Below are 25,446 nucleotides of genomic sequence, written 5' to 3'. Positions count from 1 at the left end.
AAACAGGTTTCTGAAACAGGTTTCTGAAACAGATTTCTGAAACCTGTGGATAACGGGCGCTTTCAACTAGCGGTTTCCTCCAACTAGCGAATTCCTCTCTTTGCTCCGGTTTGGCTGTATGTTGCTTTTTGAGAGCCCCGATGCTGGGAGAAAATCATTGGTAGTCTGGTGCTATGACAACACGTGATTTTGTAATTATCGGTGGTGGCATCAACGCCCTGGTGGCAGCGGCCAACCTCGCGGAGTCCGGCCGGGATGTGCAAGTGCTGGAGCGCAACGATCAGGTCGGCGGCGCGCTACAGTCCACGGAGATCCTCGGCGAAGGCATCGAGGCGGACCTGTACGCCACGAACCTGAACCTGTTTCTTGCTAACCCCGGCTACGAGAAGTGGAAAGATGAGCTCCGGAAGCTGGGCTTCGAAGCTGCTCACACCACCAAGCCGTATTGCAACGTGTTCCCCGACGGGAAGGCAATTAAGGTCTACGGCGACATCGAGAGGACCCGCTCGGGTCTGCGCGAGCATTCCCCGGAAGATCTTCGTGGATTTGATGAGTTGTACAGCGAGTACAAGATCTTCAATAAGGCCATGTTCCCTCTCTACAGCTCGCCGATGCCCACGGCGGAAACTGTAAGTCTTCTGACTTCGGGAGTGACGAAGGTAGGCTTCAATAAGTTCATGGAAGTCGCCCAGATCGTCCTGAGTTCCACCCGCGAGCTCGGTGACCAGTACTTCCATTCGCAAGAGATGAAGGCTCTCATCTCCACGTGGGGCCTCCACATGGACTACGGTCCGGAGGTATCCGCCGGTGCCATGTTCCCCTTCATGGAAACCTTCGCGGACATGGAAAACGGCATGACGCTGGCTAAGGGCGGCGCCCAGAACCTCATCAAGGCCATGGTTGCACTCATCAAGGAGTTCGGTGGCGTGGTCACCACTGATGCCGAGGTCGTAGAAGTGCTCACCGACGGCCAAAAGGCAACGGGTGTCAAGCTTGCTAATGGCGACATCATTGAGGCTCGCGAAGCGGTCATCGCCGGCACTGGCCCCAATGCCCTTTACAACGAGCTGCTAGGCAAGTCCAGCGCAATCGATCACAACGTGCGCTCAAAGGCCGCCCGCTACCAGTACGGACCCGCGACGATGATGGTTCACCTTGCACTCGACGCGCCCGCACCGTGGGCTGCCGGTGAGGAGATCCAGGACTTCCAATATGTCCACATCGGCCCGTACGTGGATGACATGTCACGCACGTACACGCAGGCAATCCAGGGCATCCTTCCGGACAGCCCCACGCTCATCGTCGGTCAACCGACAGCAACCGATCCGACGCGCGCGCCCGAGGGCACACATGTCCTGTGGGTCCAGGTTCGCTGCCTTCCATTCGAGCCGACCAGCGATGCCAAGGGAGAAATCACCCCAGGCACGTGGGACGAGATGAAGGAGGCCTACGCCGACCGCGTCGTCGACAAGCTGGAAGAGTACGCACCGGGGTTGAAAGACCACATCATCGCCCGCGACGTACGCTCCCCCCTCGATCTACAGCGCCACAACCCGAACCTCGTGCGTGGCGACTCGGTCGGTGGTTCCCACCACATCCGCCAGATGTTCCTGTTCCGCCCGTGGCTTGGTGGCTCGACGTACAAGACTCCGGTGAAGAACCTGTACATGATTGGTGCGGCGACGTGGCCGGGCGGCGGTTTGAACGGCTTGTCCGGGTGGCACCTGTCTGAACATCTGCTCGGAGATTCCATCCAGGATCGAATCTCCGACAAAGTGGTCAACGGCGTCAACCGCGTCAGGGAGTTTGTCCGCCGCTGGTAGTGTGGTAGAATTTCGCTCGTCTCGGCGAGGGCTGCATTGTACAGCCGTTATCGACGCGATGAGCAGAGTATGTAACCTGCGAAGACTCGACGAGAATGTCTTCGCAGGTTTTTTCATTCCTCGCGGAGATGGTACACATCTACGACTTTTAAGGAGACTTTTTCATGGCAAACAAGGCCCTGGATCTTTCCGCCAATCCCCGCAACGAATTTGGTAAGGGTGCCGCCCGCCGCGCACGTCGCGCAGGCCTCGTCCCCGGCGTGATCTACTCCAAGGACACCGAGCCGGTACACTTCACTACCGACCGTCTTGACCTCACCTCTATCGTCCGCAACCACGGCACCAACGCCGTCGTCGATGTTGACATCGAGGGCGAGAAGCACCTCACCCTGATCAAGCACATCGACCAGAACGTTCTCTCCCTCGAGATCGACCACGTTGACCTCCTCGCCATTAAGCGTGGCGAGAAGGTTGAGGTCGAGGTTCCGGTTGTCTACGAGGGCGAGCCTGCACCTGGCGCACTCGTATTCCAGGAGGTCGATACCCTCCGTATCGAGTCCGACGTGCTGTCCATTCCGGATGAGCTCACTGTTTCCGTCGAGGGCCTGGAGATCGGTTCCCAGATCACCGCCGCCGACATCGTGCTCGAGGATGGCGCTACGCTTGTTGACGAGGACGACCTCCTCATCATCAATATCGTTGAGCCGCAGGAAGAGGAGCCGGAAGAGGAAGAGGCTGCTGCCGAGGGCGAAGCTGTTGCCGAGGGCGAAGCTGCTGCCGAGGCTCCTGCCGAGGGCGAAGAGTAATTCTTCTCTCTTTTCGCAAAACCGGGCACCCACACGGTGCCCGGTTTTTGGGTTTATGTAGCGAAATGTGCCGCAGAGGCACAAAAAGGGTTTAAGCGAATAAACGGGCCGGGGACCACAGTGAGTGTCCCCGGCCCGCAGTGTCTATAACGTGTTAGAGGCTACAGATTACTTCTCGTAGTGTTTGAGGTTGACCTGAGGAGTAGGTGCCAGCGTGTGCGTTGCGGGGTTCTCCACATCGGGGCGGCGCATGTCTACCTGCGAATCCTCATCCGTTGCCTTGTACGGAATCTTGCCGGTCAGTACGTCGTGGACGCGATCCATATCGACGGTTCCAGTCCACTTGCCAACGAGAATGGTGGCAACCGCGTTACCGGAGAAGTTGGTCAGAGCTCGAGCCTCACCCATGAACTTGTCGATGCCAAGTAGCACAGGAACACCGGACAAGAGCTGCGGAGAGTGCGACTGAAGTCCTGCTGAAAGGACAGCGATGCCGGCGCCTGCCACACCAGCGGCGCCCTTAGAAGCGATGATCATAAAAACCAACAAACCAATCTGATCTCCGAGAGCCATGGGAGTGTGCATAGCATCGGCAATGAAGATAGCACTCATCGTGAGGTAGATGGCTGTGCCGTCGAGGTTGAAGGAATAACCAGTAGGTACAACGATGCCGACGGTGGCTCGATCAACTCCGGCGTGCTCCATCTTGCGCATGAGATTCGGAAGCGCAGACTCAGACGATGCTGTCGCCACGATGAGTAGGTACTCGCGGGCAAGGTACTTTGCCAGCCGGAAAATGTTCTGTCGCGTGAAGGCATACAACACTGTGCCGAGCACGCCGAAGATGAACAGGAAACACGTGAGGTAGAAGGCAAACATCAAGATCGCGAGCTGGCCCACGGCTTTGAGGCCAGTCGAGCCGACAACACCGGCCATAGCACCGAACGCGCCGACGGGAGCGAGCCACAGGATCATGGTCAAGAGCTTGAACACAACTTTCTGCAGATGCCCGACGAAGTTCAAAATGGGTTGTCCAGCCTGCCCCATCGACTGCACGGCGAACCCGAACATAAGCGCGATGAACAGCACCTGCAGCACGGACCCAGAAGTGAATGCCGAGAACATCGTGTCGGGGATAATATCGGAGATCATTCCCCACAGCCCACTGCTGGACTCCCCGGATGCTGCCTTTTCTTCAGCAGCTCTGATTGCTTCCTCACTCGGCTCGATCTTCATTCCGGACCCGGGCTCGATGATATTGCCCACAACAAGCCCAACTGCGAGAGCGAAAGTGGACATTGTGATGAAGTAGATGAGGGCAAGGCCACCGGCTTTGCCGACACTAGCTGCTGCACGCACCGAACCGATCCCCAGCACGATGGTGCAGAAGATGATCGGCGGAATGATCATTGTGATGAGCTTGATAAACAGCGTTCCGAGTGGCTTGAAGCCAGTCGCAATATCAGGGGCAATGAGGCCCAGAGCGATGCCTCCGACGACAGCCACGATAACGCCGATGTACAGCCAGTGGGTTCGATCCTTCGGTGCCTCTTTTTCCTTCGGAATCTGCGGTGAGTCGGAGACGTAGTCCTCGATATCCACCTTGTGCGAATCCGCTTGCGATACCTGTGTCATCGCATTCCTTCCTATTCTTCGTGTTCGTTAATTGTAAGCACGATCACACAGCAAAGTACATGAATTTACCTTTGGTTAACCCCGCTTTCACACCACCCATTCCGATGATCATCTACGTCTCAGAGGTGATTCTGTCCGCAGGCTGCGATGCGGGTAGCCTTATGTCCCATGAATCAATCCATCCTGTCCGAGGCATCCCGTCGCCGCACGTTCGCCGTCATTGCGCACCCTGACGCTGGTAAGTCCACGCTTACCGAGGCTCTCGCGCTCCACGCCCACGTCATCGCCGAGGCCGGTGCCGTCCACGGCAAGGCCGGCCGCAAGGCGACGGTGAGCGACTGGATGGAGATGGAGAAAGATCGTGGTATCTCCATCGCCTCCTCCGCCCTGCAGTTTGAGTACAAGCCGGAGGGGTACGAGGGCGAGCCCTACATGATTAATCTCGTGGACACACCGGGCCACGCAGATTTCTCCGAGGACACTTACCGTGTTCTAACTGCGGTTGATGCTGCAGTTATGCTCATCGACGGCGCGAAGGGACTCGAGCCCCAGACACTCAAGCTCTTCCGCGTGTGTAAGGCCCGCGGTTTGCCGATTATTACTGTCGTCAACAAGTGGGACCGCCCAGGCAAGCAGCCGCTCGAGCTTGTCGACGAAATTGTCGAGGAAATCGGGCTCCAACCGACGCCGCTGTTTTGGCCCGTTGGCGAGGCCGGCGACTTCAAGGGATTGGCGCGCCTGTCTCTCGACGGCGAACCCGAGGAATACATTCACTTTCTGCGCACAGCTGGTGGTTCAACGATCGCTCCCGAGGAGCACTACTCCCCCAACGAGGCGGCCGAGAAGGAACCAGTGGACTGGTCGCGTGCCGTCGAGGAAGCAGAGCTTTTGGCCATGGACGGTGCTATCCACGACGAAGAGCTATTCCTTGACTGCACCACGTCTCCAATGATCTTCGCCTCGGCGATGCTGAACTTTGGTGTCCACCAGATCCTTGACGCTCTGTGCTCATTGGCACCGCGCCCCCACCCCCGCGATTCCGATCCGCAAGCAATCGAGGAATCAACGACGGCGATGGACGAGACCCGCGAGGTGGACGATGCCTTCTCAGGCGTCGTATTCAAGGTGCAGGCGGGCATGGATAAGAAACACCGCGACACTCTTGCGTTCATGCGCGTTGTATCCGGCGAATTCGAACGTGGCATGCAGGTCACCCACGCACAGTCCGGCCGGAGCTTTTCCACCAAGTACGCATTGACGGTGTTCGGCCGTTCCCGTGAGACGGTGGAATCCGCCTTCCCCGGCGATATCGTCGGTCTGGTCAACGCGGGTTCGCTTGCCCCGGGCGACACAATCTACGCGGGTAAAAAGGTCCAATTCCCGCCTATGCCCCAGTTCGCTCCAGAGCATTTCTGCACGCTCCGAGCCAAGTCCCTTGGCAAGTACAAGCAGTTCCGCAAGGGCTTGGAGCAGCTCGATTCCGAAGGGGTCGTGCAGATTCTCAAAAACGATGCCCGTGGCGATGCCAACCCAGTGATGGCCGCCGTCGGGCCCATGCAGTTCGAGGTCATGCAGGCGCGCATGGAAAATGAATACAACGTGGAGACCGTCACCGAGCCGGTCCCGTATTCCGTCGCTCGTAAGACCACGCCGGAAACGGCAGAGGAGCTACGTAAACAGCGCGGTGTAGAGATCTTCACTCGCACGGACGGGGAGCTCATAGCTTTGTTCGGCGATAAGTGGAGGCTCCAATTTATTGAAAAGGAGCACCCTGAGTTTGAACTGGAAACATTGGTAGCGGATTAGAGTACTGAAACAGGCTGCTTCTATAATTAACCCCGCCACCTCGGGCAATGGTCCCTGGTTTACGAATTCATTTTTCAAGGCTAGACTAGCTTATTGCTATGAACGGTTTGAGAGAGACGAAGAAGGCGGCTACCAAAGAGCTTATCGCCGAATGTGCGGTAAGGATTGCTCTTGTCGACGGCATTGATAAGCTCACCGTGGCACGCGTGACGGCGGCTGCGGACGTTTCCCCACGGACATTCCATAACTACTTTCCGTCACGCGATTCAGCGTTACGGTGGTATCTGGAAAGCCACCTCACTGCGCTGAAGAAGAAGCTCATTGAGCACATCAAGCAAGAGGAATCCATTATCAACGCGGTGGAGGCCATCGTCCTCGAAGGTCTGGAAGAGGATCTCAACTCCCCTAGTTCCCTCCTGTCGCTCTACCACCTCGGGCAGATTCTGGAAACTATCGACTACGGGACGACGACCAAAGTCTGGTCTACTGTTCTGGCCGATGGTCTCAACCAGCTGACCCCGCTTACCGATCTCTCCGAATTCGAGTGCTATACCATCCTGAGCATCGCCGCCGAGGCAGGGCTCAAGGCCACCGGGTACCAGTATCCCAACCTGTCTAAACGGGCCGTTATCAAGAATGTGCGCTGGACCTTTGATCTTCTGCGCAATGGTGTAAATCCCACGTACGGGCTTTCCCACCCCTAAGACTCGTTCTTGTTCGATACTATTAAACGGGTGAGCACCTTTGTACCGAACGAAGACAACAAACCGGAACCAGTGGCACAGGTAAGCGTCGACAAGCAATTACCCCTACCCACCAGCCTCGATGAGGTCATCGCAGACGGGGTCATCACACGCGCGGGGAGGAAAATCCCCGCCGACCATGTCGTAGGGGTCCAGCTCAGCCCCGACGAACGGCTCCTGCGCGTCACCACCAATCATGGCAGCACCGACTACGACGCACTTCCCCTCGCCACCATCAGCGGCGACGATATGCAGTGGATCTGCCCACAGGTAGCAGAGCGGGGCCTCGGTATACCGGAACTCACCACGACGGAGCTGCAACCCGTCAACGACGCACTATTCACCGCCGCCTGCGCGCTATTCGACGCCGGCCCCATCGTCATCGTGCCACGCGTTGCCACCCCCGAATCCCGTGGCGTATGGAAGCCCCTCGGCAAAGCCCTCGACAAATGGACAACCGACGAGGCCCAAACAGACACCGACGCCATCGTGGTCCTCGCAAACGGCATCCCCTCCTCCGCCCGCGACGCAATCCTCGCCGCCGGCACATACCTCATGAACAACCCCGCTCATGCCACCCGCGCACTCGCAACCTACCTGCACCGCAACCCGACGCAGCTGCAGGTTCACGTCCACCCCGCAGGTCATATCGTCGGCGTGGGCGACGACAACCTCGATGCGATGATCGCCACGACGAAAAAACCCAGCGACAACGCCCAACAGCGTCTCATGCAGGCAATGGGGAACACCCCGCCACTATTGTCTCCTGACTTCGCGCACGTTTCCTTTTCGCACAATCGGCAGGCACGCTGTCTACCCGTCGCCACGGTGGCGGCAGGGACGTGGACGTGGGCGTGGGCGGACCCGAATGTGCCACGATCGGCGGCTGGGAAACTCCGGAGCTTTGGCTACGACAAGGGGCTCGTTCCTTTCACTGCTGCCTCCATGCCCAAGAAGACCGCCGATGACCTTCACCTGATGGAGGTCACAAAATATGTGTTCGGCCTGCTAGGCCACGCGTGGATTCCGCTCGACTCGGACAGGTCTTGCCTTGTCCTCTTCGACCCGCAGGAAGCCGGGTTGTAGTCCTCTGAAGAGGAAGAACAAGCAGGAGCAATAAAAATACCCGCGCAGTTCACTCAGTGTGAACCGCGCGGATGAAAACTATGTAGGTTTACTGCACAACGCTTGCGGGGATCTGCCCCTTGCTCATCTGCCGGTAGACGAGGGCACGAGCAATCATGATCGGTGCCACAATGAAGCCAGCGAGAATGAAGAGGGAGAACACGGACACAACGAAGGTGACAAGAGCTGCGAGGATCTCAAAGAGGATCACGGCGCTGTAGTTCTTTAGACCATCATTGAAGCCCTGCGAGATCGCACCGCCGATACCTGCGCGGTGGTCGGCTGCGTAGAACACCCAGTACGAAAGCAGTGGCCGCAGCAGAAGGCCCAGGAGGAAAGCGATCACGCCGGAGAAAATGATCCCGCCCCACGGAAGGGACTCTAGGATGGTCATCATTGCCTCTGTAGCTGCGTTGGTATCTGTTGTGTTTTGCGCCGCCTCCACAAGCGCCGGATCCAGGTTTCGTACCGCCGCGACAAAATTTCGTGCCCCGGGCAACAGGAAGAACACGCCTACGGTAACGAACCCGTTGACGAGGCTCGACGCCAACGAAACTACGATGATCGGCAGCCAATTGACATCCTTGAAGAATTCGCCGAAGGAAACCTTCGGTGCGTTTACGTTCTTCAGCGCGCCAGTCAGCATGACGCAAGAAACGAACAAGCTAACGATCATTGAGACGGACAGTCCAATGGTGGTACCACCCGTTCGCTGAAGAATGAAATTGAAACCGCCGGAGAACGCCCCCGCCACGATGATGATGCCAAGCCACGGCAAAATGTTCTTGAAGAAACGGGAGAAGCCGAAGCCTAGTGCGCCGACCGGGGACACTGTTCCATTAGATTGGACGAGTTCCTCGCCCGGCTCCGTGTACGTAAATGGCTGATATTCGCCCGCGCCACCGCTCGTTTCCGAGCCGGGGTACGCGGGGAACGCACCGGTGCCGGCTGCTCCACGGTCGTCCGGCGTGTCAAAGCCTTCAGGGGTGTGATCGTACGGGGATTGGCCGTACGAATCTGACGGCCTTCCCGGGAACTCGTTTTCTGCCATAGGCTTCTCACTCCTTTTCATGCTTTTCTAGCATGTCGATTATTTTTCATATGCGTTCATCCACGTTCATACGCGGTGCCCCAGTCTACATGTCTAAAATCCGCACGTCATGGGCAGAGTGCGAAAATGATGTAATCGTTATCAAACTTCTACCTGGCATCCAGCTGGCCGAAACCATAGCGAAACATTGCGTACCGCTGGAGGGGAGATACCCGCTGCAGTTCACGGCTACCTCCACTTCGTTCGTCTCGCTGGGATCCCCATCGCTCGGGGAGATCTTTCACGCGCAGATTGAAGATTGTTGTTCTCCAATCCGGGCACGGGGCGTTCTCGGGCACAGCTGGGCGGTAAGGGACGGACCGCCCGTCGAAAGGCATGCCACGGGCCCCAGGGAAACCAGGACTTTGCGTTCCGTCTCCCCTCGTAATCCGTCTGCCCCCGCAAACTATCTCTCCCCCGCAAACTGTATCCCCCGTGATCCGATTATCTCGTTATCTGGAACTCCACTGTCTGGGATCCCCTGGTGTTGGGGATCCCAGGTGCGCAGGCGCACTGCCTACGGATGTTTAGCTTTCCCAGGGCTACGCCTGGATACCAAGCGCCTCCCTGTAGGGGGTGGGGTCAACGGTATCGGTGGCCGACGGGTCAAAGTGCGGATCGCGATCCTTGTCCACGAGGACAGCGCGCACGCCTTCGAGGAAGTTCGGCTCACGGCGAAGGAGGGCACCCACAGCGAACTCATTGTCGAGTGCCTCCCGGATATCGCGGGCGCTCCTGTTCGCGGTGTATAGCTCAGCGGTGGCGACAAGCGAGGCGGGGTTGGCATTGGACTGAAGATCACGAACGAAATCGACAAACTCGGTATCGGCATGCGCGTCCAATGCCGCGTCGATGTCCGCCCACGTGTCCCCTGCGAAACACTCCTCGATCGCTGAAATCATCCCTGCCACGCGAGACGTACCGGCGGCATCATTGTCCACGTAGCGTTCCCGCGCCTCATCAAGCGACTCAGAGATCACCATCTCCGCGAAGCTGTCCAGGTCTTCCGAGCGCACGAAATCCGTGGCAAGGCCGCTCCAAAGGCAATCGGCAGGAGTCATGCGGTAGCCTGTAAGGCCGATAAAAGCAGCCAACGCGGAGCTCGGCCCGTACTCCCCTGCCATCCGCTGCGTCATATACGTCACTCCGGTGTCAGGGGCGAATCCGATGGCCATCTCTGGCATGCTCATCCAGCCTTTTTCGGTGATGACCCGGTGGGAGCCGTGGACGGAAATTCCCAGGCCACCGCCCATGCAGATGCCGTCGATGAGCGCGACAATTGGCTTCGCGTAATGGGCGATGAGTTCGTTCATGTCATACTCACGGGCAAGGCCGTAATCGCCAAAATCGTGGTCCCCGTTGACGGCATGTTCACGGAAAAGCTTCATATCCCCGCCCGCGCAAAACGCCTTTGGGTTGGTGGATCTAATGATGATGCGGTGGACTCGATCATCCGAAGCCCACTTCTCCAGGGCCTCGTCGATGGCACCAAACATGTCCACGTTAAGGGAGTTGAGGGCACGGGGCCGATCCAGCTCAATGATGCCTGTCGTATGCAGGGTGGAAGTCTTCACGTACTCGGTGGCAAATGCGGAGTCAGTCATACATCAAGTGTGGCATAAAAAATCCGGCTGCAACGAAATCGTTGCAGCCGGTGTGCGTGCGTTCGCTACTTGACCTGGAATTCGGCCATCTCATCCCACTCGGTCTTGCCAGGGATGAGGGTGTTTATGATGGTCGGGGTCTCTACCAAGTACTGCGGGATGTCGTCGCAGGCCTTGACAAAGTGGTCGGACTTGACGTGTGCTTCGGCAGCGTCGTCCTTGAATCCCTCAACGAGGATGTAGACATCGTCCTCATCGGTGGAGCGGAACCACTCGAAGAACAAGTTGCCGTCTTCGGCGAGGGTGGCGTTGGTGAAATCCGCGACGAGCTCGCGGAAGTTGTCCTTGAATTCCGGCTTTACCTTGTACTTTACGTTGATCAAAATCATGCAGCCCAGCCTAACGAGGAACCGAGATTCTCGCCACTTCTCCCGCTAGTCCAGCTGCTCGCCGAGCTCCAACCACTCCTCTTCCAGCGCGTCTTTTTCAGCGGCTACCCCATTGCGCTTTTCCGCGAGCTCGATGACGGTATCGGTATCAGCGCTGGCGCTTGCCTCCGCAAGTTTCGCGTCGATGCTGCCCAGTTCGGCATCCAGTTTGGAGATTTTGCGCTCAAGGGAGCTCATCTTCTTGGACAAGGCGTGGAATTCCGCGCCGCTGAGCTTATCGGGGTCCTCTTCCGTGGACGCATGCTCGCTGCTACCCGCGGACCCACGCGCGTGCTGGCTCGCGCCACTCTCCTTGCGCCTGGCCAGGTACTCGTCGATGCCACCGGGCAGGTTGGTCAGTGTGCCGTCGCCGAAGAGCGCCCACGTGGAATCGGCGACGCGTTCGATCAGGTACCGGTCGTGAGAGACAACAACGAGGGTTCCCGCCCACGAATCGAGGATGTCCTCGAGTTCCTGCAGCGTGTCGATGTCCAGGTCATTGGTGGGCTCGTCGAGGATGAGCATGTTCGGCTCACTCATGAGGACGCGGGTGAGCTGCAGTCGGCGGCGCTCACCACCGGAAAGATCCCGGACGGGAGTGCGTTGCCGCTTGGGGCTGAATCCCAAACGTTCGGCGAGCTGTGAGGCAGAAATTTCCTTGTCGCCGACGGTGATGTAGTTTTTCACGTCGGCGATGGAGTCGATGACCCGCTGGTTCTCATCGAGGTCATCGAGTTCCTGGCGCAACCAACCGATATGCGTTGTCTTGCCCTCAATACGCCGCCCCTTATCCAGAGGTCGTTCTCCTGCCAGGGCCTTGAGGAGCGTCGTCTTGCCGCTGCCGTTGACACCGACGAGACCGATGCGCTCGCCGGGCGCGAGGCGCCAGGTGAGCTTCTCCACCAGTGGCCGGCCGTCGGGGGTTGAGATGGTGGCATCCTCGAGTTCCACCACGACCTTGCCCTGTCGGCGTTTGGCAAAGCTCAAAAGCTCCACGGTATCGCGGGGCGGCGGCACGTTCTTGATCAGTGCCTCTGCTGCCTCAATGCGGTAGCGGGGTTTGGAGGTGCGGGCGGGGGCACCACGGCGCAGCCAAGCGAGTTCCTTGCGGGCCAAGTTCTGGCGACGCTGCTCGTTGGCATCTGCTTGGCGGGCGCGTTCGGCGCGGGCAAAAGTCCAATCGTTATAGCCGCCCTCGTACACGTCGACGGTGCCGTCGTGGACCTCCCACGTGTAGTTGGCAACGGTATCGAGGAACCAACGATCGTGGGTGACGACCACGACCGCCATGTCGGTAGACAGGAGGTAGCTAGCGAGCCACTCCACTCCCTCCACGTCGAGGTGGTTGGTGGGCTCGTCGAGGATGATGATGTCGAGGTCACGCACAAGTGCGGCGGCAAGCGACGTGCGGCGCTTCTCACCACCAGAAAGGTCACTGACGCGCGTGTCCAGGCCGAGCTCGGTGATGCCGAGACCGGAGAGGACATTTCGCACGCGCGGGTTTGAGGCCCATTCGTGGGTTTGCAGGCCGAGAGGGCCGATGACGTTGTCCGCGATCGAGGCTTCCTCGTCCAGATCGGGTGCCTGGGTGACGACCGCCAGGCGCAGGTCCTGCATGTGGCTGACGCGCCCGGAATCCGGCTCAAGACGGCCGGACAGGACGTTGATTAGGGTGGATTTGCCGCCACCGTTGAGCCCGACGATGCCGACGCGATCACCGGAGTTAACCCCCAAGGAGACATTGTCTAGCAATGTTTTCAACCCGAAGGACTGCGAGACTTTCTCCAGGTTTATGAGGTTAACCACGGTTGTCCTTTCTGTAGCTTGTCTGTAGCTTGTCGACGGCCCCGGGTGCGGTTGTCGTCGTCGTTACGGTGTGTCGGCAGGTTCCACTTGTTTCTAGTGCCCGCGCGACTGCGCTCGCTTGCTGCTCATCTGCACAGAGAAACGCGCAGGTGGGGCCGGAACCGCTGACAATCCCGCGTAGGGCGCCAGCGTCCTCGCCCGCGAACAGCGTGCGTGCAAGCTCTGGCCGCAGCGACAGTGCGGCATCCTGCAAACGGTTGAAAAGCAACGGCGCGAGATCGCTAGCTGAGGCTCCTGCTTTCAGGGCATGAACGAGGGGCTGGACGCTGTGGGGATGACCCCACGCACCGGCGCGATCGTGCTCTGTGAACACGGCCGGAGTAGAAAGGCCCTGGCCTTGGGTTGCGAAAACCCACCACAGGATACCGGTAAACGGGACTGGCGTGAGGATTTCGCCGCGCCCGGAACCGAGCGCTGTCCCGCCGTGGAGCACAAAATTAATGTCTGAGCCAAGGCGTGCGGCGATGGTGTCCAGCTCATCGATACCCAGAGGATGCTCGCGAAGAGCATTGCACGCAACGAGGGCTGCTGCGGCATCGGCAGACCCACCTGCCATGCCACCGGCTGTGGGAATCGCCTTGACGATGTGCAGATGGACAGGAGTGCTGGGAAGCACATTCTCAGCCACTTTCCAGACGAGGTTCGAGCTGTCCGTGGGCACGCAGTCGGCATCGAGGCCGGACACGGTGATCCGCATCTCTTCGGCCCGCGTCACAGTGACTGACTCTTGTAGGGCCGTAGCCTGGAAGACCGTCGTTAGCTCGTGGTACCCGTCCGGTCGGGGCGCTGCTGTCTCCAGGAAGAGGTTAACTTTGCCGGGTGCTGTGGCCGTCGCTGTCTCTAGCACGCTGCCTCCTTGGCAATGCGAACGAATTCGTCGACACCGAGTTTTTCCCCGCGCTGTCGTGGGTCGATGCCCGCAGCCGTCAGAATCGCCTCAGCGCGGTCCGCGCCGCCGAAAAAGCTGCCGAGGGCCGCGCGGAGAGTCTTGCGGCGCTGGGCGAAGGCGGCGTCGACAAGCGGAAAGAGCGCCTCGGGCGACACGCCCCACGGGTTGGACTCGAAGCAGTCGATGCGGACGAGTCCGGAGGAGACGTTCGGCGCCGGCCAAAAGACGTGTTTGCCCACTGTGCCGGCTTTCTTTACCTCGCCGAAGTAGCTGGCCTTGACGCTAGGCACGCCGTAGATTTTTGTTCCGGGGCTGGCAGACAGCCGATCAGCGACCTCTTCCTGCACCATCACAAGTACGCGACGAATGCTCGGCACCGTGCGCAGGAGGTGCAGGAGCACGGGCACGGCGACGTTATAGGGAAGGTTGGCGACAATGGCTGTGGGCTCCGCCTCTCCGAAGGCTTCCCTAGTGACGGCGAGCGCATCCGCGTTCACCACTGACAGTCGCTCGGCGCACCCCGGCGCGTGATCGGCGACGGTCTTGGGGAGCTGTTCGGCTAGGCGCCGGTCGATTTCCACCGCAGTGACAGCGGAAACCTCTCCGACAAGGCCAAGGGTGAGCGAACCGAGCCCTGGCCCCACCTCGATGACGCGGTCATCTGGTTCGAGGCCTGCTGCAGCAACAATCATCCGCACAGTGTTGGGATCGTGCAGGAAGTTCTGCCCCAGTTTCTTTGTGGGGACGATGTCCAACTGCGCGGCGAGCGCGCGGATCTCGGCGGGACCTAGGAGGCGAGGTGAATCGTTCATATCGCTACACATGGTAGCCCCGTCTGGTGCGACTAGCGAATACCAAGGGATGCGGTGCACGCGGGCCAGGCACCCCAGCCTTGTGCCGCCTGTACCTTCTGAGCGATAGCAATCTGCTGGTCACGGGTGGCGAGGTTTGCTGTGGGGGCGTACTCGCCGCCGCCGTAGGCGCTCCACGTGCCGACATTAAACTGCAAACCGCCGTAGTAGCCGTTGCCTGTGCTAATCGCCCAGTTTCCACCGGATTCGCACTGTGCGATGGAATCCCATACTGAGCCGGCAGCAACGGATGCAGCTGCCGGGGCCTTCTTCGTGCCACGGGCTATGACGGCGCCGGTCGACGGCGCGGTGACGGTTTCCTGCAACACCTCATTGGAAACTTCCTGGCCGTTGACGAAAACGATCTTCCTCGTCACGGTCTTACGGCCGGGCTCTGCGGGAGAAACTTCCGTCTCCTCACCCTCGGGGGACTCCGGGTCTTCGGTGTAGGTAGGTTCTGCGGTGTACTCCTCATCAGAGATGACGTTGCTAGTACGCACGCGATCAACCTTGATCGAGGATACGTCCTTCAGTGGTGTGTCCACGGAGGGTGTAACAACGTCTTCGGCACCGAGGGAAATGCCGCGCTTTTCGAGTACGTCACCAACAGTCTCGGCGGCGATGGAATCGTACACAACCCTGCCCGCGTCATCGACAGACACGATCTTCGGGTTGGTCACCTTGACGGTGAAGCCACCGGCGGGAATGACCTGCTCAGGGCTGGAGGAAATCTTGGCGGCCTTCGTGATGCTCGCCTTCTCACCGTCGTTGAAGTGCTGGAGAAGCTCGCTCACGGTGAGCGCGTTGGAGGTGACCTCGTGCTGCACGCCGTCGACAACGAGGGCGACCGGTTTGGCCGAGCGGACGGTGATATGGGTGCCGTCGACAAGCTTATCGGCGGGCGAAGGAGAAACAAGGTCGGAGTCCTTCGCTTCGAAGCCGACTGACTGAAGGGCATCGCCAACCGAGGCAGACATCGTCGAAAGTTCGGTGGATTGACCATCGATATCGAGGGTTATAGTCTTCGTGTTCCCTACGGCAAACACGCCACCGGCAACGACAGTAGCCAGAACACCACCGGCCGCAATCTTTACCGGGCGCGCATAGGTGGATTCGTTCAAGCGTCGCCTGACGCGACTATGGCGGGAGCTTTTAGAGGTGTACAGCGAAGAACCGTTGCCCTCGTGCGAAGTCATTGAACAGCCTTTCTCACCGGCGTGCTGTGCGGTACCGCGTGCGAACTCTCCGCAACGGCACCACGAAACGTCAGTGCGACGATAGTAACGAACGTGACAGTAACGATAGTAATGAATGTAACGATAAGGTAACAATGGCGGTTTTGTCCAGTAACATTTACCACTGTTACTAGTGTGGTAAATGTTGCTTCTTGGAGAGTCCAAAGATGGCATCGAAGGTGCGGGAGACGTGCGTTGCGAGTTCCTCGGGCTCCTCTCCACGCACCTCCGCAACACGCGCAAAGGTATGGCCGATGAGCGAGGGCTCATTCTTCCCGCCACGGAAGGGTTCCGGCGTCATATACGGGGCATCCGTCTCAATGAGAATCTGACCGGCAGGAGCGATCCGGGCTGCTTCGCGCAGCTCCTCGTTGCGTTTGAATGTCACGTTACCTGCGAAGCTGAGGATGTATCCGCGGCTAAGCGCTTCCTCCGCTACCGCCAGTGGGGAGGAAAAACAGTGGAGTTGCACGTAACGAGGTTTCGGCGCATCGGCAAGGATTCGCAGGAGGTCGGTATCCCCCTCACGGTTGTGAATCATCAGCGTCTTGCCTGATTCGACTGCAAGGTCGATATGGAAGCGCAACGCCTCTTCTTGCTGCTCTTTGCTTGCTGTGGTGTCCGGCTCGTGTTCCAGCCAGTAGTAATCCAAGCCGGTCTCTCCCACTGCGACACACTGCGGGTGCGCGACGAGTTCCCGAAGACGTTGGCGCGTGTTCTGGTCAAGCTCGTTTGCCTTTGTCGGATGGATCGCGCAGGCGGCGTACACCGCCGGATCCCATGTCGCTTGCTCGACCACGGCCTCGCTTTCTGCGAGGTCATCACCGACAGTAACGAGCTTTTCCACCCCGGCGTCCTGCGCGCGACGTACGAACTGTCGCACCGCCTCGGCATCGCGGGCGCCACACGACCAGAGGTGGGTGTGCGCGTCGCTGATTCCGGCGATGGGGTCGTGGGGCACGGGAAAGGGACGGGGCTTCTTTCGAGACATGCCTACACACTCTAGTCACACCGGCTTTCCGACGTGTTCTCCCTCCCGCGTCTTTCTCCCGCGTCTTTCTCCCGCTTCCCCCTCCTCAGCTCCCCTCGCTCGCACGTGCCGTGAACACGCACCTGGGAAATGCACCCGAAAACTAGCCTGCGGATGCTAGCCTGCAGATACGTACGAAGCCATGTGTGGGAAACTAATGACAATGCTTATTCGCCTCGCGCTAGCTTCAGACGCACCCGCCCTCGCCCGCATCCGAAATTGGGCAGCCGAGGAATCGACGGCGCTTTTCGACAACACCCCGGTCACCGTCGCCAACCGCACACGGTGGCTTGCCGAGGAACCTGTGGTTTTCGTTGCCGATGTCGACGGCGAAGTCATTGGCTACGCCTCATATGGGCCGTTTCGCGTGCTCACCGGTTACCGCCACACGGTAGAGAACTCGGTTTACGTCCTTCCCGGAAACCAAGGAGCAGGCATCGGAACCGGATTACTTCAGACTCTCATCGCACACGCAGAGGCCAATCCTGATGTGCACCGCATGGTGGTATGGATCGAATCGACAAACGAAGCCTCCCTCGCCCTCCACCGCAGGCACGGTTTTGAGGAGAAAGGGAGGCTCACAGAGGTTGGCTACAAATGTGGACGCTGGCTTGATGTCACAATCCTCGAAAGGGCCTGCTAGCCGCGCTAACCCCAGAATGCGACCGAACAGAGCCACGCACGCGGCTGAACAAAACCGCGCACGTGGCTGAACAAAACTGCGCACGCGGCTGAACAAAACTGCGCACGCGGGTGGCCTAAGCGTCTAGACCAACGAGCCGGGGACCAGCGTGGGGCGGGCTCTAGTTCACAGGTGCCCACTCGGGGCCGGTTTCACCGAGCTTGGCATCTAGCTTCTGCACAAGCGGCTTCGGCTTGGACAGTGCCACGCCAGCCTGCATGTCAATACGCTTCCAGACAGCCTGCTGCTTGGTGTAGTCACCCTGGATGGTGAGGTAATGACGCCCCTCCGGCGGGAGGTCGACACCCTTGATCGGGCGCGGAGAATCGTCGGTAACCTCGACGATCTGCGGGCGAGCGGCCCACTCACCGGTGCGTCCCAAGGTCTCGTGGACCTGCTGGGCGATGTGCGGAAGGTACGGGGTGAGCAGTGTGTTGCAATCGCTCACCACCTGCAGCGCTACCCACAGAACAGTAGCTAGGCGCTCCCGCTGGGACTCGTCCTTGGCCAGTTTCCACGGTTCCATCTCAGCGATGTAGGCGTTAGCTTCGCCCACCACGTGCATGGCATGGTTAATCCCCTGCTTGAAGCGGGAGTTATTGAGGTGGTCGCCGACGATGTCGAAGGCCTCTTCAGCCAGGGAAAGCAGGGCGCGATCAGCATCCGTCAGCTCGCCTGGCTGTGGCACCTCGCCGAAGTTCTTGTACGCCATAGACACGGTGCGGTTCACCAGGTTGCCCCAGGAGTTCGCCAACTCGTTATTCACACGGCGGACGAATTCCTCCCAGGTGAAGTCCGTGTCGTTCGTTTCCGGTCCGGCCACGGAAATGAAATAACGGAGTGGATCCGGTCCGAACTCTTCCAAAAAGTCCTTCACGTAGATGACGATGCCCTTGGACGAGGAGAACTTGGAACCACTCATCGTCAGGTACTCGCTGGAGACGACCTCGGTGGGAAGGTTCAACTCACCGAGCTCATAGACCTCGCCACCGTGAGCCCCCTTCCCCGCATAGCCGAGGAGCATCGACGGCCAAATCTGCGAGTGGAAGGTGATGTTGTCCTTACCCATGAAGTAGTAGGACCGGGTTTCCGGGTCGTTCCAGAAGTCGCGCCAGGCCTCAGGGTTACCGGAACGGTGCGCCCACTCGATGGAGGCGGACAGGTAGCCGACGACGGCATCGAACCACACGTAAAGCTTCTTCGCGTGGTCATCCTGCCACCCCTCGACCGGGATCGGCACGCCCCAGTCAATATCGCGGGAAATTGCGCGCGGGCGGATATCCTCGAGCAGGTTGAGGGAGAACTTGAGCACATTCGGGCGCCAGTCCTCACGCCCTTTGAGCCACTCCGCCAGGGCATCTGCCACGGCAGGGAGATCGAGCATGAAGTGCTCGGTCTCCACAAACTTCGGGGTTTCACCGTTGATCTTGCTTACCGGATCGATGAGATCGACCGGGTCAAGCTGGTTACCACAGTTGTCGCACTGATCGCCGCGCGCACCGCTGGCCCCACAGATCGGGCATGTGCCTTCAATGTAGCGGTCCGGCAGGGTGCGGCCTGTGGACGGAGAAATTGCCCCCTTCGTGGTCTGCTTGATGAGGTAACCGTTCTTGTACAGCCCGTCGAAAAGCTCCTGAACAACCGCGTAGTGATTGCGCGTCGTCGTGCGGGTAAAGAGATCGTAGGTAAGCCCCAAACCTGCCAGATCGTGGACGATCTGTTCGTTGTAGCGCGTTGCGAGTTCCTGAACAGTCGTGCCCTCCTTGTCCGCTTGAACGAGGAGCGGGGTGCCGTGCTCGTCGGTACCGGACACCATGAGCACGTTCTCGCCACGCATTCGCTGGTAACGGGCAAAAACGTCGGAGGGCACGCCGAAGCCTGCCACGTGGCCAATATGACGCGGGCCGTTGGCGTACGGCCACGCTACATTCACGAGCACATTATTCATGGCATTTACCTTAGAGGATTACTCTCCGCGACACGAACACGGAAGCCCCGATCCTGCCCTTTTAGGACAGGATCGGGGCTAGAAAGGCCACATTCTCAGGGCACCGCCACGGCGAAACTACGCGCTTTTTCACCGGGTGAAGGTTCAAGAAGACAGCTTCCATGGTGAAAACCCCTGCACCGTATGTCTAAGAGGAGTAGCGGCGTGGCTCCTCGTTAATGACGGTCTTCGTACCCCGCACCTTAGGCATAAGCGGGTTACGCTGCGCACGGTGCAAACGACGCTGGTTTTCTCTGTGCAGCCGACGCTCGCGCGCAAGACGCATAGCGAACTTCCGCTGAGATTTGATATCCAAGTAATTCGGGTCGTTAGCTAAGCCCTTAACGATGGCTGCCATGAGCCCGATAAGAACGAGGAGGAATGGGCTGGCTGCAATAATCGTCACGTTTTGCAGATTATTCAGCGCATCGTCACCACCGGAGATGAGCAATACCAGACCAATGGCTGCCGTCAGCACACCCCAGGTGGCCGTAACCCATCGGTTTGCGTCCGACTGCCCGTTCTGGCTCATCGATCCCATCACTGTGGAAGCCGAATCCGCCGAGGTGATGAAGAATGTAGCAAGGAGAACCATAGCCACAACCCCGACGATGTTTCCCAACGGGAAGGAATGAAGAAGATCAAAAAGTTGGGACTCAGCCGCGCCGTCGCCCCAGATGGAGCGTCCAAGCTGTTCGAGCTTGATGGCGGTTCCACCGAAAATACAGAACCAGACCAGGGACACAGCTGCGGGCACCGCCATGACACCAATAATGAACTCGCGAACCGTGCGGCCACGGGAAATACGAGCCAGGAACATACCGACAAACGGGGACCACGAAATCCACCACGCCCAGTAGAAGATCGTCCACCCGGACAGCCACTCGGCCGCATCCCCACCAGCGGTGTTGGCCGTACGGGCAGCCATCTCAAAGAAGGAGTCGAGGTAGCTCCCCAGAGCCAGCGGGATCGTGTTCAAAATCGCTACCGTCGGTCCTGCGACGAAAACGAAGAGAGCGAGCAGACCAGCAAGAACCATATTGGCGTTGGACAGATACTGGATGCCCTTACCCACACCACTCATAGCAGAGACGAGGAAGCACGCGGTTAGAACAAGGACAACAATCAACGTGATCTTAGCGTTTGGTTCAGAGATAATCCCGGACTTCTGGAGACCTGCACCGATTTGCAAGGCACCCAGGCCGAGGGAACAGGCGGTACCGAAAACAGTGGCGAAGATCGCGAGGATATCGATGAGCTTTCCAAGCCATCCCTCGGCAGCTTTCTCACCGATTAGGGGGATGAAAGCGGCAGACAAAAGTTGCTTCTTACCCCGCCGGAATGTGATGTAGGCGATGGACAGCCCCACGATGGAGTAGATAGCCCACGGGTGAAGCGTCCAGTGGAAGAGCGTCGAAGCGAAAGCCTGCCGCATGTTCCCGGAATCGTGCCCGGGCACACCGTCACGGAAGAACGTCAACGGCTCGGTTGTGCCGTAGAACATGAGGCCAATGCCCATCCCCGCGGCGAACATCATGGCAATCCACGAGGGAGTGGAAAATTCTGGTTGTTCGTCGTCTCGTCCGAGTTTGATCGACCCGAATTTGGAAAATCCGATAGCCAACGCGAAACCGACAAACACGGTGGTAAACAAAACGAAGGCCCAACCGAATTTATCTACAATCCACTCCAGAGTGGTGGTAGCAAAATTAGCGAAGTGATCGGGAGCGAACAGGCCCCAACACACGACCGCTAATACAGCGATTCCTGCGGGAGCGATAACACTCCAGTTAAGAGGACGATCCGGTTCATCATCATCCTCGAGACCCAACTGCGTCGGGTCCTCGTAGGTGCCTTCATGGCTGAGCATAGAGGCTAGCTCGCTCGTCGCCGAGCGTTTGGGAGCCTCATCATGTCCGTCTTTCTGTGCTCCCTCCACAGCTGTGGCCGTGGAGGATGCCTCTTGCGTCGTGCGCGGTGTATCCTCGTGCGTTCCTTCTCGAACTGACGAGTTACCTCTTTCCTTTTCGCGGTTGTCCGAAGTTTCTTCCATACCTATATGGTTGGTGACGTGACCCCTTCACCCAAATTTTATGGTTAAAACGGCAGATTTATGACCAGCACAAACAGATTTCGTTACCAATCCGTAATGTGAAAATCACCTCGTGAAAAGCATTTTTCGCACGAAATTACAACAAATATATAACTTTCCCGATAAAAACCCGCTGGTTATACCCATGAGGAGTACTCTAACCGCGGGCTGCCACGCAGGCATCGTAAAGCTTCTTCGTGCTCTGCCCATGCTCGGATGCTATACGCTTTGCAGCGGTCTTCATCCGCTCACCATTTTTCACAGCAGCCAGGACTAGGGGTACAAGGTCCTCCAGTGCCACCGCTTGTTCTTCAGCTGTTGCTCCCTCGATGACAACGGTGATTTCCCCGCGCACGCCGTCTTTCGCCCACCTAGCGAGTTCCTCCAGGCTGCCCCGGCGAACCTCCTCGTGCATTTTTGTCAGTTCACGGGTGACGGCGGCGCGACGCGTCGGTCCAACGAGCTCAGCTGCCAAAGCTAGCGTCGCAGCCAAGCGATGCGGAGATTCAAAGAAGCATGTCGCACGCTTTTGGGTCGCCACATCCTCAAGCCACTCCCGCCGCGCGCCGTCCTTGCGTGGTGCGAAACCGTCGAAGCAGAAAGTACCGACCCGCAGCCCCGATAGCGCAAGTGCCGTCGGAACCGCAGATGGCCCGGGCAGGCAGGTCACGGAGATTCCCTCATCGTGGGCACGATCGACCAGGGGAAAACCGGGATCGCTTACGCTCGGCATACCAGCATCCGTAACAACCAGGACTGTCCCCGTGCGCGCGTGTTCAAGCAACTCTTTGACTCTTCCTTCCTCGTTGTGGTCGAAGTTGGAGATGATACGGCCATGGATAGTGACGCCGAGGGCGTTAGCCAGCTGACGCGTGCGACGCGTGTCTTCAGCCGCGACAACGTCAGCAGTTTCGAGTGCATAGACAAGTCTTGGTGACGCATCTCCAAGATTCCCCAACGGTGTTGCTGCCAGTATCACTCCCGTGCGTGGCAGCGCGACGGCCGTCGCGTGACTGTTTCGTTCGGTGTGCTCGCCATACTCCTGATTCTCCATATCCCATACCTTATAGTTAGGTGCGTGAGTACAGCAGTAGCCCCGACCCCTGTGAGCCATGTTCACCCACGCACGCCGCTCCCCCCTGCACGGCGTTTACCGTGGTCAAAGCAGGATTGGTGGAACCTCGGTGTCCTCGTGGCGCTAGGGTTTTTCACTCGGTTCTTTGGGTTGGGCGCGGCCACCGATGGTGGCACCCCCGTGTTCGATGAAAAGCACTACGCTCCGCAGGCGTGGGAGATCTTAAAGAGTTCCGGTTTCCTCCAACCCGGCATTGAGGCCAATCCTGGGTTCGGCCTCGTCGTTCACCCACCGCTATCAAAACGCATCATGGCGATGAGTGAGGCGGTGTTCGGTTATTCGCCCTGGGGCTGGCGCACAATGGTAGCCCTGTTCGGTGTAGCAATGATCGCGCTCCTTTATCTTCTAGCTCGTGACATCTCTTCCTCTCGGGTCGCTGGTGCCTATGCCGGAGTCTTGGGGCTTTTCGACGGTGTGCTCCTCGTCAGTTCCCGCTTCGGAATGCTCGATATTTTCCTCGCTACCTTCGTTGTTGCCGCTCTGTACTTCCTTGTCCTCGACCATCAACAGATGTGTCGACGAATGTACGACATGCGCATGGATACAGCGGGCTTGGGTCCGCGACTTGGATTTCGCTGGTGGCGTTTCGCATCCGGAATCTGTCTCGGTGCCGCCGTTTCCGTAAAGTGGAGTGGGCTCTACTTCATGGCGTTCTTCGGCCTCTATGCGGTCGCATTAGATTGGTACCGCCGACGTACGTTCGGTGTGGAGAAGCCCCTCGTCGGAGCGTTGCTCCGTGATGCCTTCCCGGCGTTCGCCAGCATTGTCATTCTGCCGGTTGCGCTATACCTGTGGTCCTGGCGTTCTTGGTTCGCGTCCGAGACAGGTGTCTTCAGGCACTCACTGGAAGCGGGAGACTTTGAATCATCGCTTCCCCTTCCTCCGGCCCTCTTAAATTTCTTTTACTACCACAAAGAAGTCCTCGAGTTTCACAGCTCCCTAACTAGTTCCGGTGGTCACTCCCACCCGTGGGATTCTAAGCCCTGGTCGTGGCTCGTGGCTGCCCGTCCAGTCCTATATTCATCGGGCAGTTATGATGACTGCTACGTCGACGACTCGTGCAAAACCATGATTTATCTCTTCGGCACGCCCATTATTTGGTGGCTTATCGTTCCGGGGATCCTATGGTGCCTCTGGATGCTCATCACGCGACGAGATCTACGTTTTTCCGTTCCTCTCATCGGCTTTGCAGCGGCGTTTCTCCCCTGGCTCGTCGTATTCGACCGCCAGATGTACTTCTTCTACGCTGTCCCGATGATCCCCTTCGTTCTCGTTGGATTCGCGCTCATTCTCTCCCAACTAGACAGGTGGAAAACCTGGGGACACTGGATCGTTACGGGCTATCTCACTGCCGTCGCAGCAAGCTTTGTCTGGTTCTCGCCCATCCTCTACGGACTGCTCATCCCCTCCGGCCTCTATGACGCCATCATGATGCTCCCCAGCTGGCGCTGATTCCGATTTCTATGATGCGGATCCGCAGGACCAGAAATGATTAGAACGTTGGCCTGGCATTGGCAGCTTGCCAGGCTCTCCGCACAGCCGACCTGCCGTAGCCGGACAACCACGTCCAGACCAGTACGAGCGTTGCTGCTAGGAGAAGCAGCAAACCGACGATATTGCCGTTGGAAAGCGTCCCCACGATGAGGTCTCGTGCGGCAAACCCAAAGCTGAAGGTCCACAGTGTGGCAAAGATAGGCAGCATTCCCGTTGCTACTTCTGTCTTCCAGGATGCGAAAAGCAGCCCAAAGCCGAGTGCTACACGAGCCGCCGCTAGGTTGACCATCATGTCTGAAACGAGGGGATCTTCGGAGAAAATCCCCTCTGTCACGAGGTGCGTTGACTCTACGAGAGTCGCGATTGCCCAGATGATGTAGGCGATCCCAAGGAGGACGAGCAAGGTACGCGCAATTGCGAGGCTGGTCGCTCTACGGCTTTCTGCTCGGCGCACTTCTGGACCAACTCCAGCAAGGATAAGATCTGTGAGGTCAGGTGCGTCATCATCCGTAACCGAAAGCTCAGCCTTGAGCAAACGAGCATTTTCTAGATACGCTCGGCAGTCCGCACACCCCTCGAGGTGCGCTTCGATGATCGTGTCATCGATGTCCGCTTTCTCGTTGTCCAGCTTTGCCGAAATCGCTCGCTGAATTTCCTGGCAGCTAATCATCGGCGAACACCCGATCTAGGCTCACTCGACCCGCACCAAAGACGACGATCATGATCAGCGCGGCGATGAGGACCATCACAAATTCTGGCCCTCCCTGACTGACAAAGAACCCGTTTCCCCAGTGTGCGAAGAAAATCGCGGAACCCATCAACAGGATGAGAACTCCGGCGACAATCGTGCTTAAAAACCCAAGAATGAGCATTCCACCACCGGCTAGTTCGGCGATCCCGGAGGCGTAGGCGGAAAATCGAGCATTTGGCACGCCCATTGCGGAGAATTGGCCTGCGGTCTCAATTGGCCCGGTAATAAACATCTTGTCCCACCCGTGGGCAATGAAGACTACGCCCAGCACCAAACGAAGGAGCAACAGTGCAGTTTCTCGAATGAAGGGACGATCCATGAAACTTAGGATACCTTCCCTACCACTCGTCGCATGAGATACTCTCTTTCAACGC

21 protein-coding genes are annotated in these 25,446 nt (G+C 58.5%); 7 read left to right on the top strand and 14 right to left on the bottom strand.

Annotated elements, in window-relative coordinates; all coding sequences use genetic code 11:
- Nucleotides 1-173: 173 nt before the first annotated feature.
- Both HMPREF3044_RS04585 and HMPREF3044_RS04580 read left to right on the top strand, forming a co-directional pair.
- The gene (locus HMPREF3044_RS04585; RefSeq protein ID WP_005395835.1) at nt 174-1,823 is read left to right on the top strand and encodes a phytoene desaturase family protein; all 1,650 of its coding nucleotides are present in this window, start codon (nt 174-176) and stop codon (nt 1,821-1,823) included.
- Between the two features lie 164 nt (nt 1,824-1,987).
- Nucleotides 1,988-2,629, top strand: a complete 642-nt coding sequence (locus tag HMPREF3044_RS04580; protein WP_005395833.1) for a 50S ribosomal protein L25/general stress protein Ctc — start codon at nt 1,988-1,990, stop codon at nt 2,627-2,629.
- 168 nt (nt 2,630-2,797) lie between these two features.
- Here the strand turns inward: HMPREF3044_RS04580 and HMPREF3044_RS04575 are convergent, their stop codons facing one another.
- Entirely contained in the window at nt 2,798-4,264 is a 1,467-nt protein-coding gene (locus tag HMPREF3044_RS04575; protein ID WP_005391830.1) for a C4-dicarboxylate transporter DctA, read from the bottom strand.
- A gap of 168 nt (nt 4,265-4,432) precedes the next feature.
- Between HMPREF3044_RS04575 and HMPREF3044_RS04570 the strand changes: the two genes are divergently transcribed.
- The 3 genes from HMPREF3044_RS04570 (at nt 4,433) to HMPREF3044_RS04560 (ending at nt 7,899) form a co-directional block, all read left to right on the top strand.
- Entirely contained in the window at nt 4,433-6,070 is a 1,638-nt protein-coding gene (locus HMPREF3044_RS04570) for a peptide chain release factor 3 (RefSeq protein ID WP_005391829.1), read from the top strand.
- Nucleotides 6,071-6,168: 98 nt separating this feature from the next.
- Complete coding sequence (locus tag HMPREF3044_RS04565) at nt 6,169-6,774, top strand: TetR/AcrR family transcriptional regulator (RefSeq protein ID WP_005391828.1); 606 nt, start codon at nt 6,169-6,171, stop codon at nt 6,772-6,774.
- A 30-nt stretch (nt 6,775-6,804) separates the two neighbouring features.
- Entirely contained in the window at nt 6,805-7,899 is a 1,095-nt protein-coding gene (locus tag HMPREF3044_RS04560; protein WP_232621872.1) for a DUF6882 domain-containing protein, read from the top strand.
- Nucleotides 7,900-7,987: 88 nt separating this feature from the next.
- Here the strand turns inward: HMPREF3044_RS04560 and HMPREF3044_RS04555 are convergent, their stop codons facing one another.
- The 8 genes from HMPREF3044_RS04555 to HMPREF3044_RS04520 all read right to left on the bottom strand — a co-directional run bounded on the left by HMPREF3044_RS04555 (nt 7,988) and on the right by HMPREF3044_RS04520 (nt 16,892).
- Entirely contained in the window at nt 7,988-8,989 is a 1,002-nt protein-coding gene (locus HMPREF3044_RS04555) for a hypothetical protein (RefSeq protein ID WP_232621873.1), read from the bottom strand.
- 581 nt (nt 8,990-9,570) lie between these two features.
- Nucleotides 9,571-10,632, bottom strand: coding sequence for a 3-hydroxyisobutyryl-CoA hydrolase (locus HMPREF3044_RS04550; protein ID WP_070739613.1), 1,062 nt, complete (start codon nt 10,630-10,632; stop codon nt 9,571-9,573).
- Nucleotides 10,633-10,697: 65 nt separating this feature from the next.
- Nucleotides 10,698-11,021: a putative quinol monooxygenase gene (locus tag HMPREF3044_RS04545; protein ID WP_005391817.1), complete on the bottom strand. Its 324-nt coding sequence runs from the start codon at nt 11,019-11,021 to the stop codon at nt 10,698-10,700.
- Between the two features lie 45 nt (nt 11,022-11,066).
- On the bottom strand, nt 11,067-12,866 hold the full coding sequence (locus HMPREF3044_RS04540; protein WP_005391815.1) for an ABC-F family ATP-binding cassette domain-containing protein: 1,800 nt from the start codon (nt 12,864-12,866) through the stop codon (nt 11,067-11,069).
- Nucleotides 12,859-13,773: a 4-(cytidine 5'-diphospho)-2-C-methyl-D-erythritol kinase gene (locus HMPREF3044_RS04535; protein ID WP_005391813.1), complete on the bottom strand. Its 915-nt coding sequence runs from the start codon at nt 13,771-13,773 to the stop codon at nt 12,859-12,861. Before HMPREF3044_RS04535 ends, HMPREF3044_RS04540 begins: the two co-directional genes overlap by 8 nt.
- Nucleotides 13,767-14,627 carry a 16S rRNA (adenine(1518)-N(6)/adenine(1519)-N(6))-dimethyltransferase RsmA gene (gene rsmA / locus HMPREF3044_RS04530; RefSeq protein ID WP_005391812.1) on the bottom strand — a complete coding sequence of 287 codons (861 nt, stop codon included), beginning with the start codon at nt 14,625-14,627 and terminating at the stop codon, nt 13,767-13,769. The genes HMPREF3044_RS04535 and rsmA overlap by 7 nt, the downstream gene beginning before the upstream one ends.
- Nucleotides 14,628-14,659: 32 nt before the next feature.
- Nucleotides 14,660-15,787, bottom strand: a complete 1,128-nt coding sequence (locus HMPREF3044_RS04525) for a resuscitation-promoting factor (RefSeq protein WP_005391810.1) — start codon at nt 15,785-15,787, stop codon at nt 14,660-14,662.
- A gap of 244 nt (nt 15,788-16,031) precedes the next feature.
- Nucleotides 16,032-16,892 (bottom strand): TatD family hydrolase, encoded by an 861-nt coding sequence (locus tag HMPREF3044_RS04520; RefSeq protein ID WP_005391808.1) that lies wholly within the window; start codon nt 16,890-16,892, stop codon nt 16,032-16,034.
- A gap of 196 nt (nt 16,893-17,088) precedes the next feature.
- Here HMPREF3044_RS04520 and HMPREF3044_RS04515 point away from each other — a divergent pair, with 196 nt between their 5' ends.
- Entirely contained in the window at nt 17,089-17,574 is a 486-nt protein-coding gene (locus tag HMPREF3044_RS04515) for a GNAT family N-acetyltransferase (protein WP_005395820.1), read from the top strand.
- A 160-nt stretch (nt 17,575-17,734) separates the two neighbouring features.
- On the opposite strand, the gene metG is transcribed toward HMPREF3044_RS04515, so the two are convergent.
- The 3 genes from metG to rsmI all read right to left on the bottom strand — a co-directional run bounded on the left by metG (nt 17,735) and on the right by rsmI (nt 22,746).
- A complete protein-coding gene (gene metG / locus HMPREF3044_RS04510) occupies nt 17,735-19,561 on the bottom strand; it encodes a methionine--tRNA ligase (protein WP_005391805.1) in 1,827 nt (608 codons plus the stop codon).
- Nucleotides 19,562-19,748: 187 nt separating this feature from the next.
- Nucleotides 19,749-21,653, bottom strand: coding sequence for a BCCT family transporter (locus HMPREF3044_RS04505; RefSeq protein WP_005395818.1), 1,905 nt, complete (start codon nt 21,651-21,653; stop codon nt 19,749-19,751).
- 196 nt (nt 21,654-21,849) lie between these two features.
- Entirely contained in the window at nt 21,850-22,746 is an 897-nt protein-coding gene (rsmI, locus tag HMPREF3044_RS04500; protein ID WP_070739610.1) for a 16S rRNA (cytidine(1402)-2'-O)-methyltransferase, read from the bottom strand.
- Nucleotides 22,747-22,770: 24 nt separating this feature from the next.
- On the opposite strand from rsmI, the gene HMPREF3044_RS04495 reads away from it, so the two are divergent.
- Entirely contained in the window at nt 22,771-24,279 is a 1,509-nt protein-coding gene (locus HMPREF3044_RS04495; protein WP_210400523.1) for a dolichyl-phosphate-mannose--protein mannosyltransferase, read from the top strand.
- A gap of 40 nt (nt 24,280-24,319) precedes the next feature.
- Here the strand turns inward: HMPREF3044_RS04495 and HMPREF3044_RS04490 are convergent, their stop codons facing one another.
- Together HMPREF3044_RS04490 and HMPREF3044_RS04485 are read right to left on the bottom strand one after the other, a co-directional pair.
- On the bottom strand, nt 24,320-24,991 hold the full coding sequence (locus tag HMPREF3044_RS04490) for a zf-HC2 domain-containing protein (RefSeq protein ID WP_005395814.1): 672 nt from the start codon (nt 24,989-24,991) through the stop codon (nt 24,320-24,322).
- Nucleotides 24,984-25,391 (bottom strand): DoxX family protein, encoded by a 408-nt coding sequence (locus HMPREF3044_RS04485; RefSeq protein WP_070739604.1) that lies wholly within the window; start codon nt 25,389-25,391, stop codon nt 24,984-24,986. Before HMPREF3044_RS04485 ends, HMPREF3044_RS04490 begins: the two co-directional genes overlap by 8 nt.
- Nucleotides 25,392-25,446 lie beyond the last annotated feature (55 nt).

The organism is Corynebacterium sp. HMSC073D01 (assembly GCF_001815555.1).
GTDB classification, from domain to species: Bacteria; Actinomycetota; Actinomycetes; order Mycobacteriales; family Mycobacteriaceae; genus Corynebacterium; species Corynebacterium glucuronolyticum.
This window is presented reverse-complemented; position numbering and strand designations above follow the sequence as displayed.

Coding starts and splice junctions, on each gene's coding strand:
- HMPREF3044_RS04585 (WP_005395835.1), top strand. CDS start 174: ATGACAACACGTGATTTTGTAATTATCGGTGGTGGCATCAACGCCCTG.
- HMPREF3044_RS04580 (WP_005395833.1), top strand. CDS start 1,988: ATGGCAAACAAGGCCCTGGATCTTTCCGCCAATCCCCGCAACGAATTT.
- HMPREF3044_RS04575 (WP_005391830.1), bottom strand. CDS start 4,264: ATGACACAGGTATCGCAAGCGGATTCGCACAAGGTGGATATCGAGGAC.
- HMPREF3044_RS04570 (WP_005391829.1), top strand. CDS start 4,433: ATGAATCAATCCATCCTGTCCGAGGCATCCCGTCGCCGCACGTTCGCC.
- HMPREF3044_RS04565 (WP_005391828.1), top strand. CDS start 6,169: ATGAACGGTTTGAGAGAGACGAAGAAGGCGGCTACCAAAGAGCTTATC.
- HMPREF3044_RS04555 (WP_232621873.1), bottom strand. CDS start 8,989: ATGGCAGAAAACGAGTTCCCGGGAAGGCCGTCAGATTCGTACGGCCAA.
- HMPREF3044_RS04550 (WP_070739613.1), bottom strand. CDS start 10,632: ATGACTGACTCCGCATTTGCCACCGAGTACGTGAAGACTTCCACCCTG.
- HMPREF3044_RS04545 (WP_005391817.1), bottom strand. CDS start 11,021: ATGATTTTGATCAACGTAAAGTACAAGGTAAAGCCGGAATTCAAGGAC.
- rsmA (WP_005391812.1), bottom strand. CDS start 14,627: ATGAACGATTCACCTCGCCTCCTAGGTCCCGCCGAGATCCGCGCGCTC.
- HMPREF3044_RS04520 (WP_005391808.1), bottom strand. CDS start 16,892: ATGTCTCGAAAGAAGCCCCGTCCCTTTCCCGTGCCCCACGACCCCATC.
- HMPREF3044_RS04515 (WP_005395820.1), top strand. CDS start 17,089: ATGACAATGCTTATTCGCCTCGCGCTAGCTTCAGACGCACCCGCCCTC.
- metG (WP_005391805.1), bottom strand. CDS start 19,561: ATGAATAATGTGCTCGTGAATGTAGCGTGGCCGTACGCCAACGGCCCG.
- HMPREF3044_RS04505 (WP_005395818.1), bottom strand. CDS start 21,653: ATGGAAGAAACTTCGGACAACCGCGAAAAGGAAAGAGGTAACTCGTCA.
- rsmI (WP_070739610.1), bottom strand. CDS start 22,746: ATGGAGAATCAGGAGTATGGCGAGCACACCGAACGAAACAGTCACGCG.
- HMPREF3044_RS04490 (WP_005395814.1), bottom strand. CDS start 24,991: ATGATTAGCTGCCAGGAAATTCAGCGAGCGATTTCGGCAAAGCTGGAC.
- HMPREF3044_RS04485 (WP_070739604.1), bottom strand. CDS start 25,391: ATGGATCGTCCCTTCATTCGAGAAACTGCACTGTTGCTCCTTCGTTTG.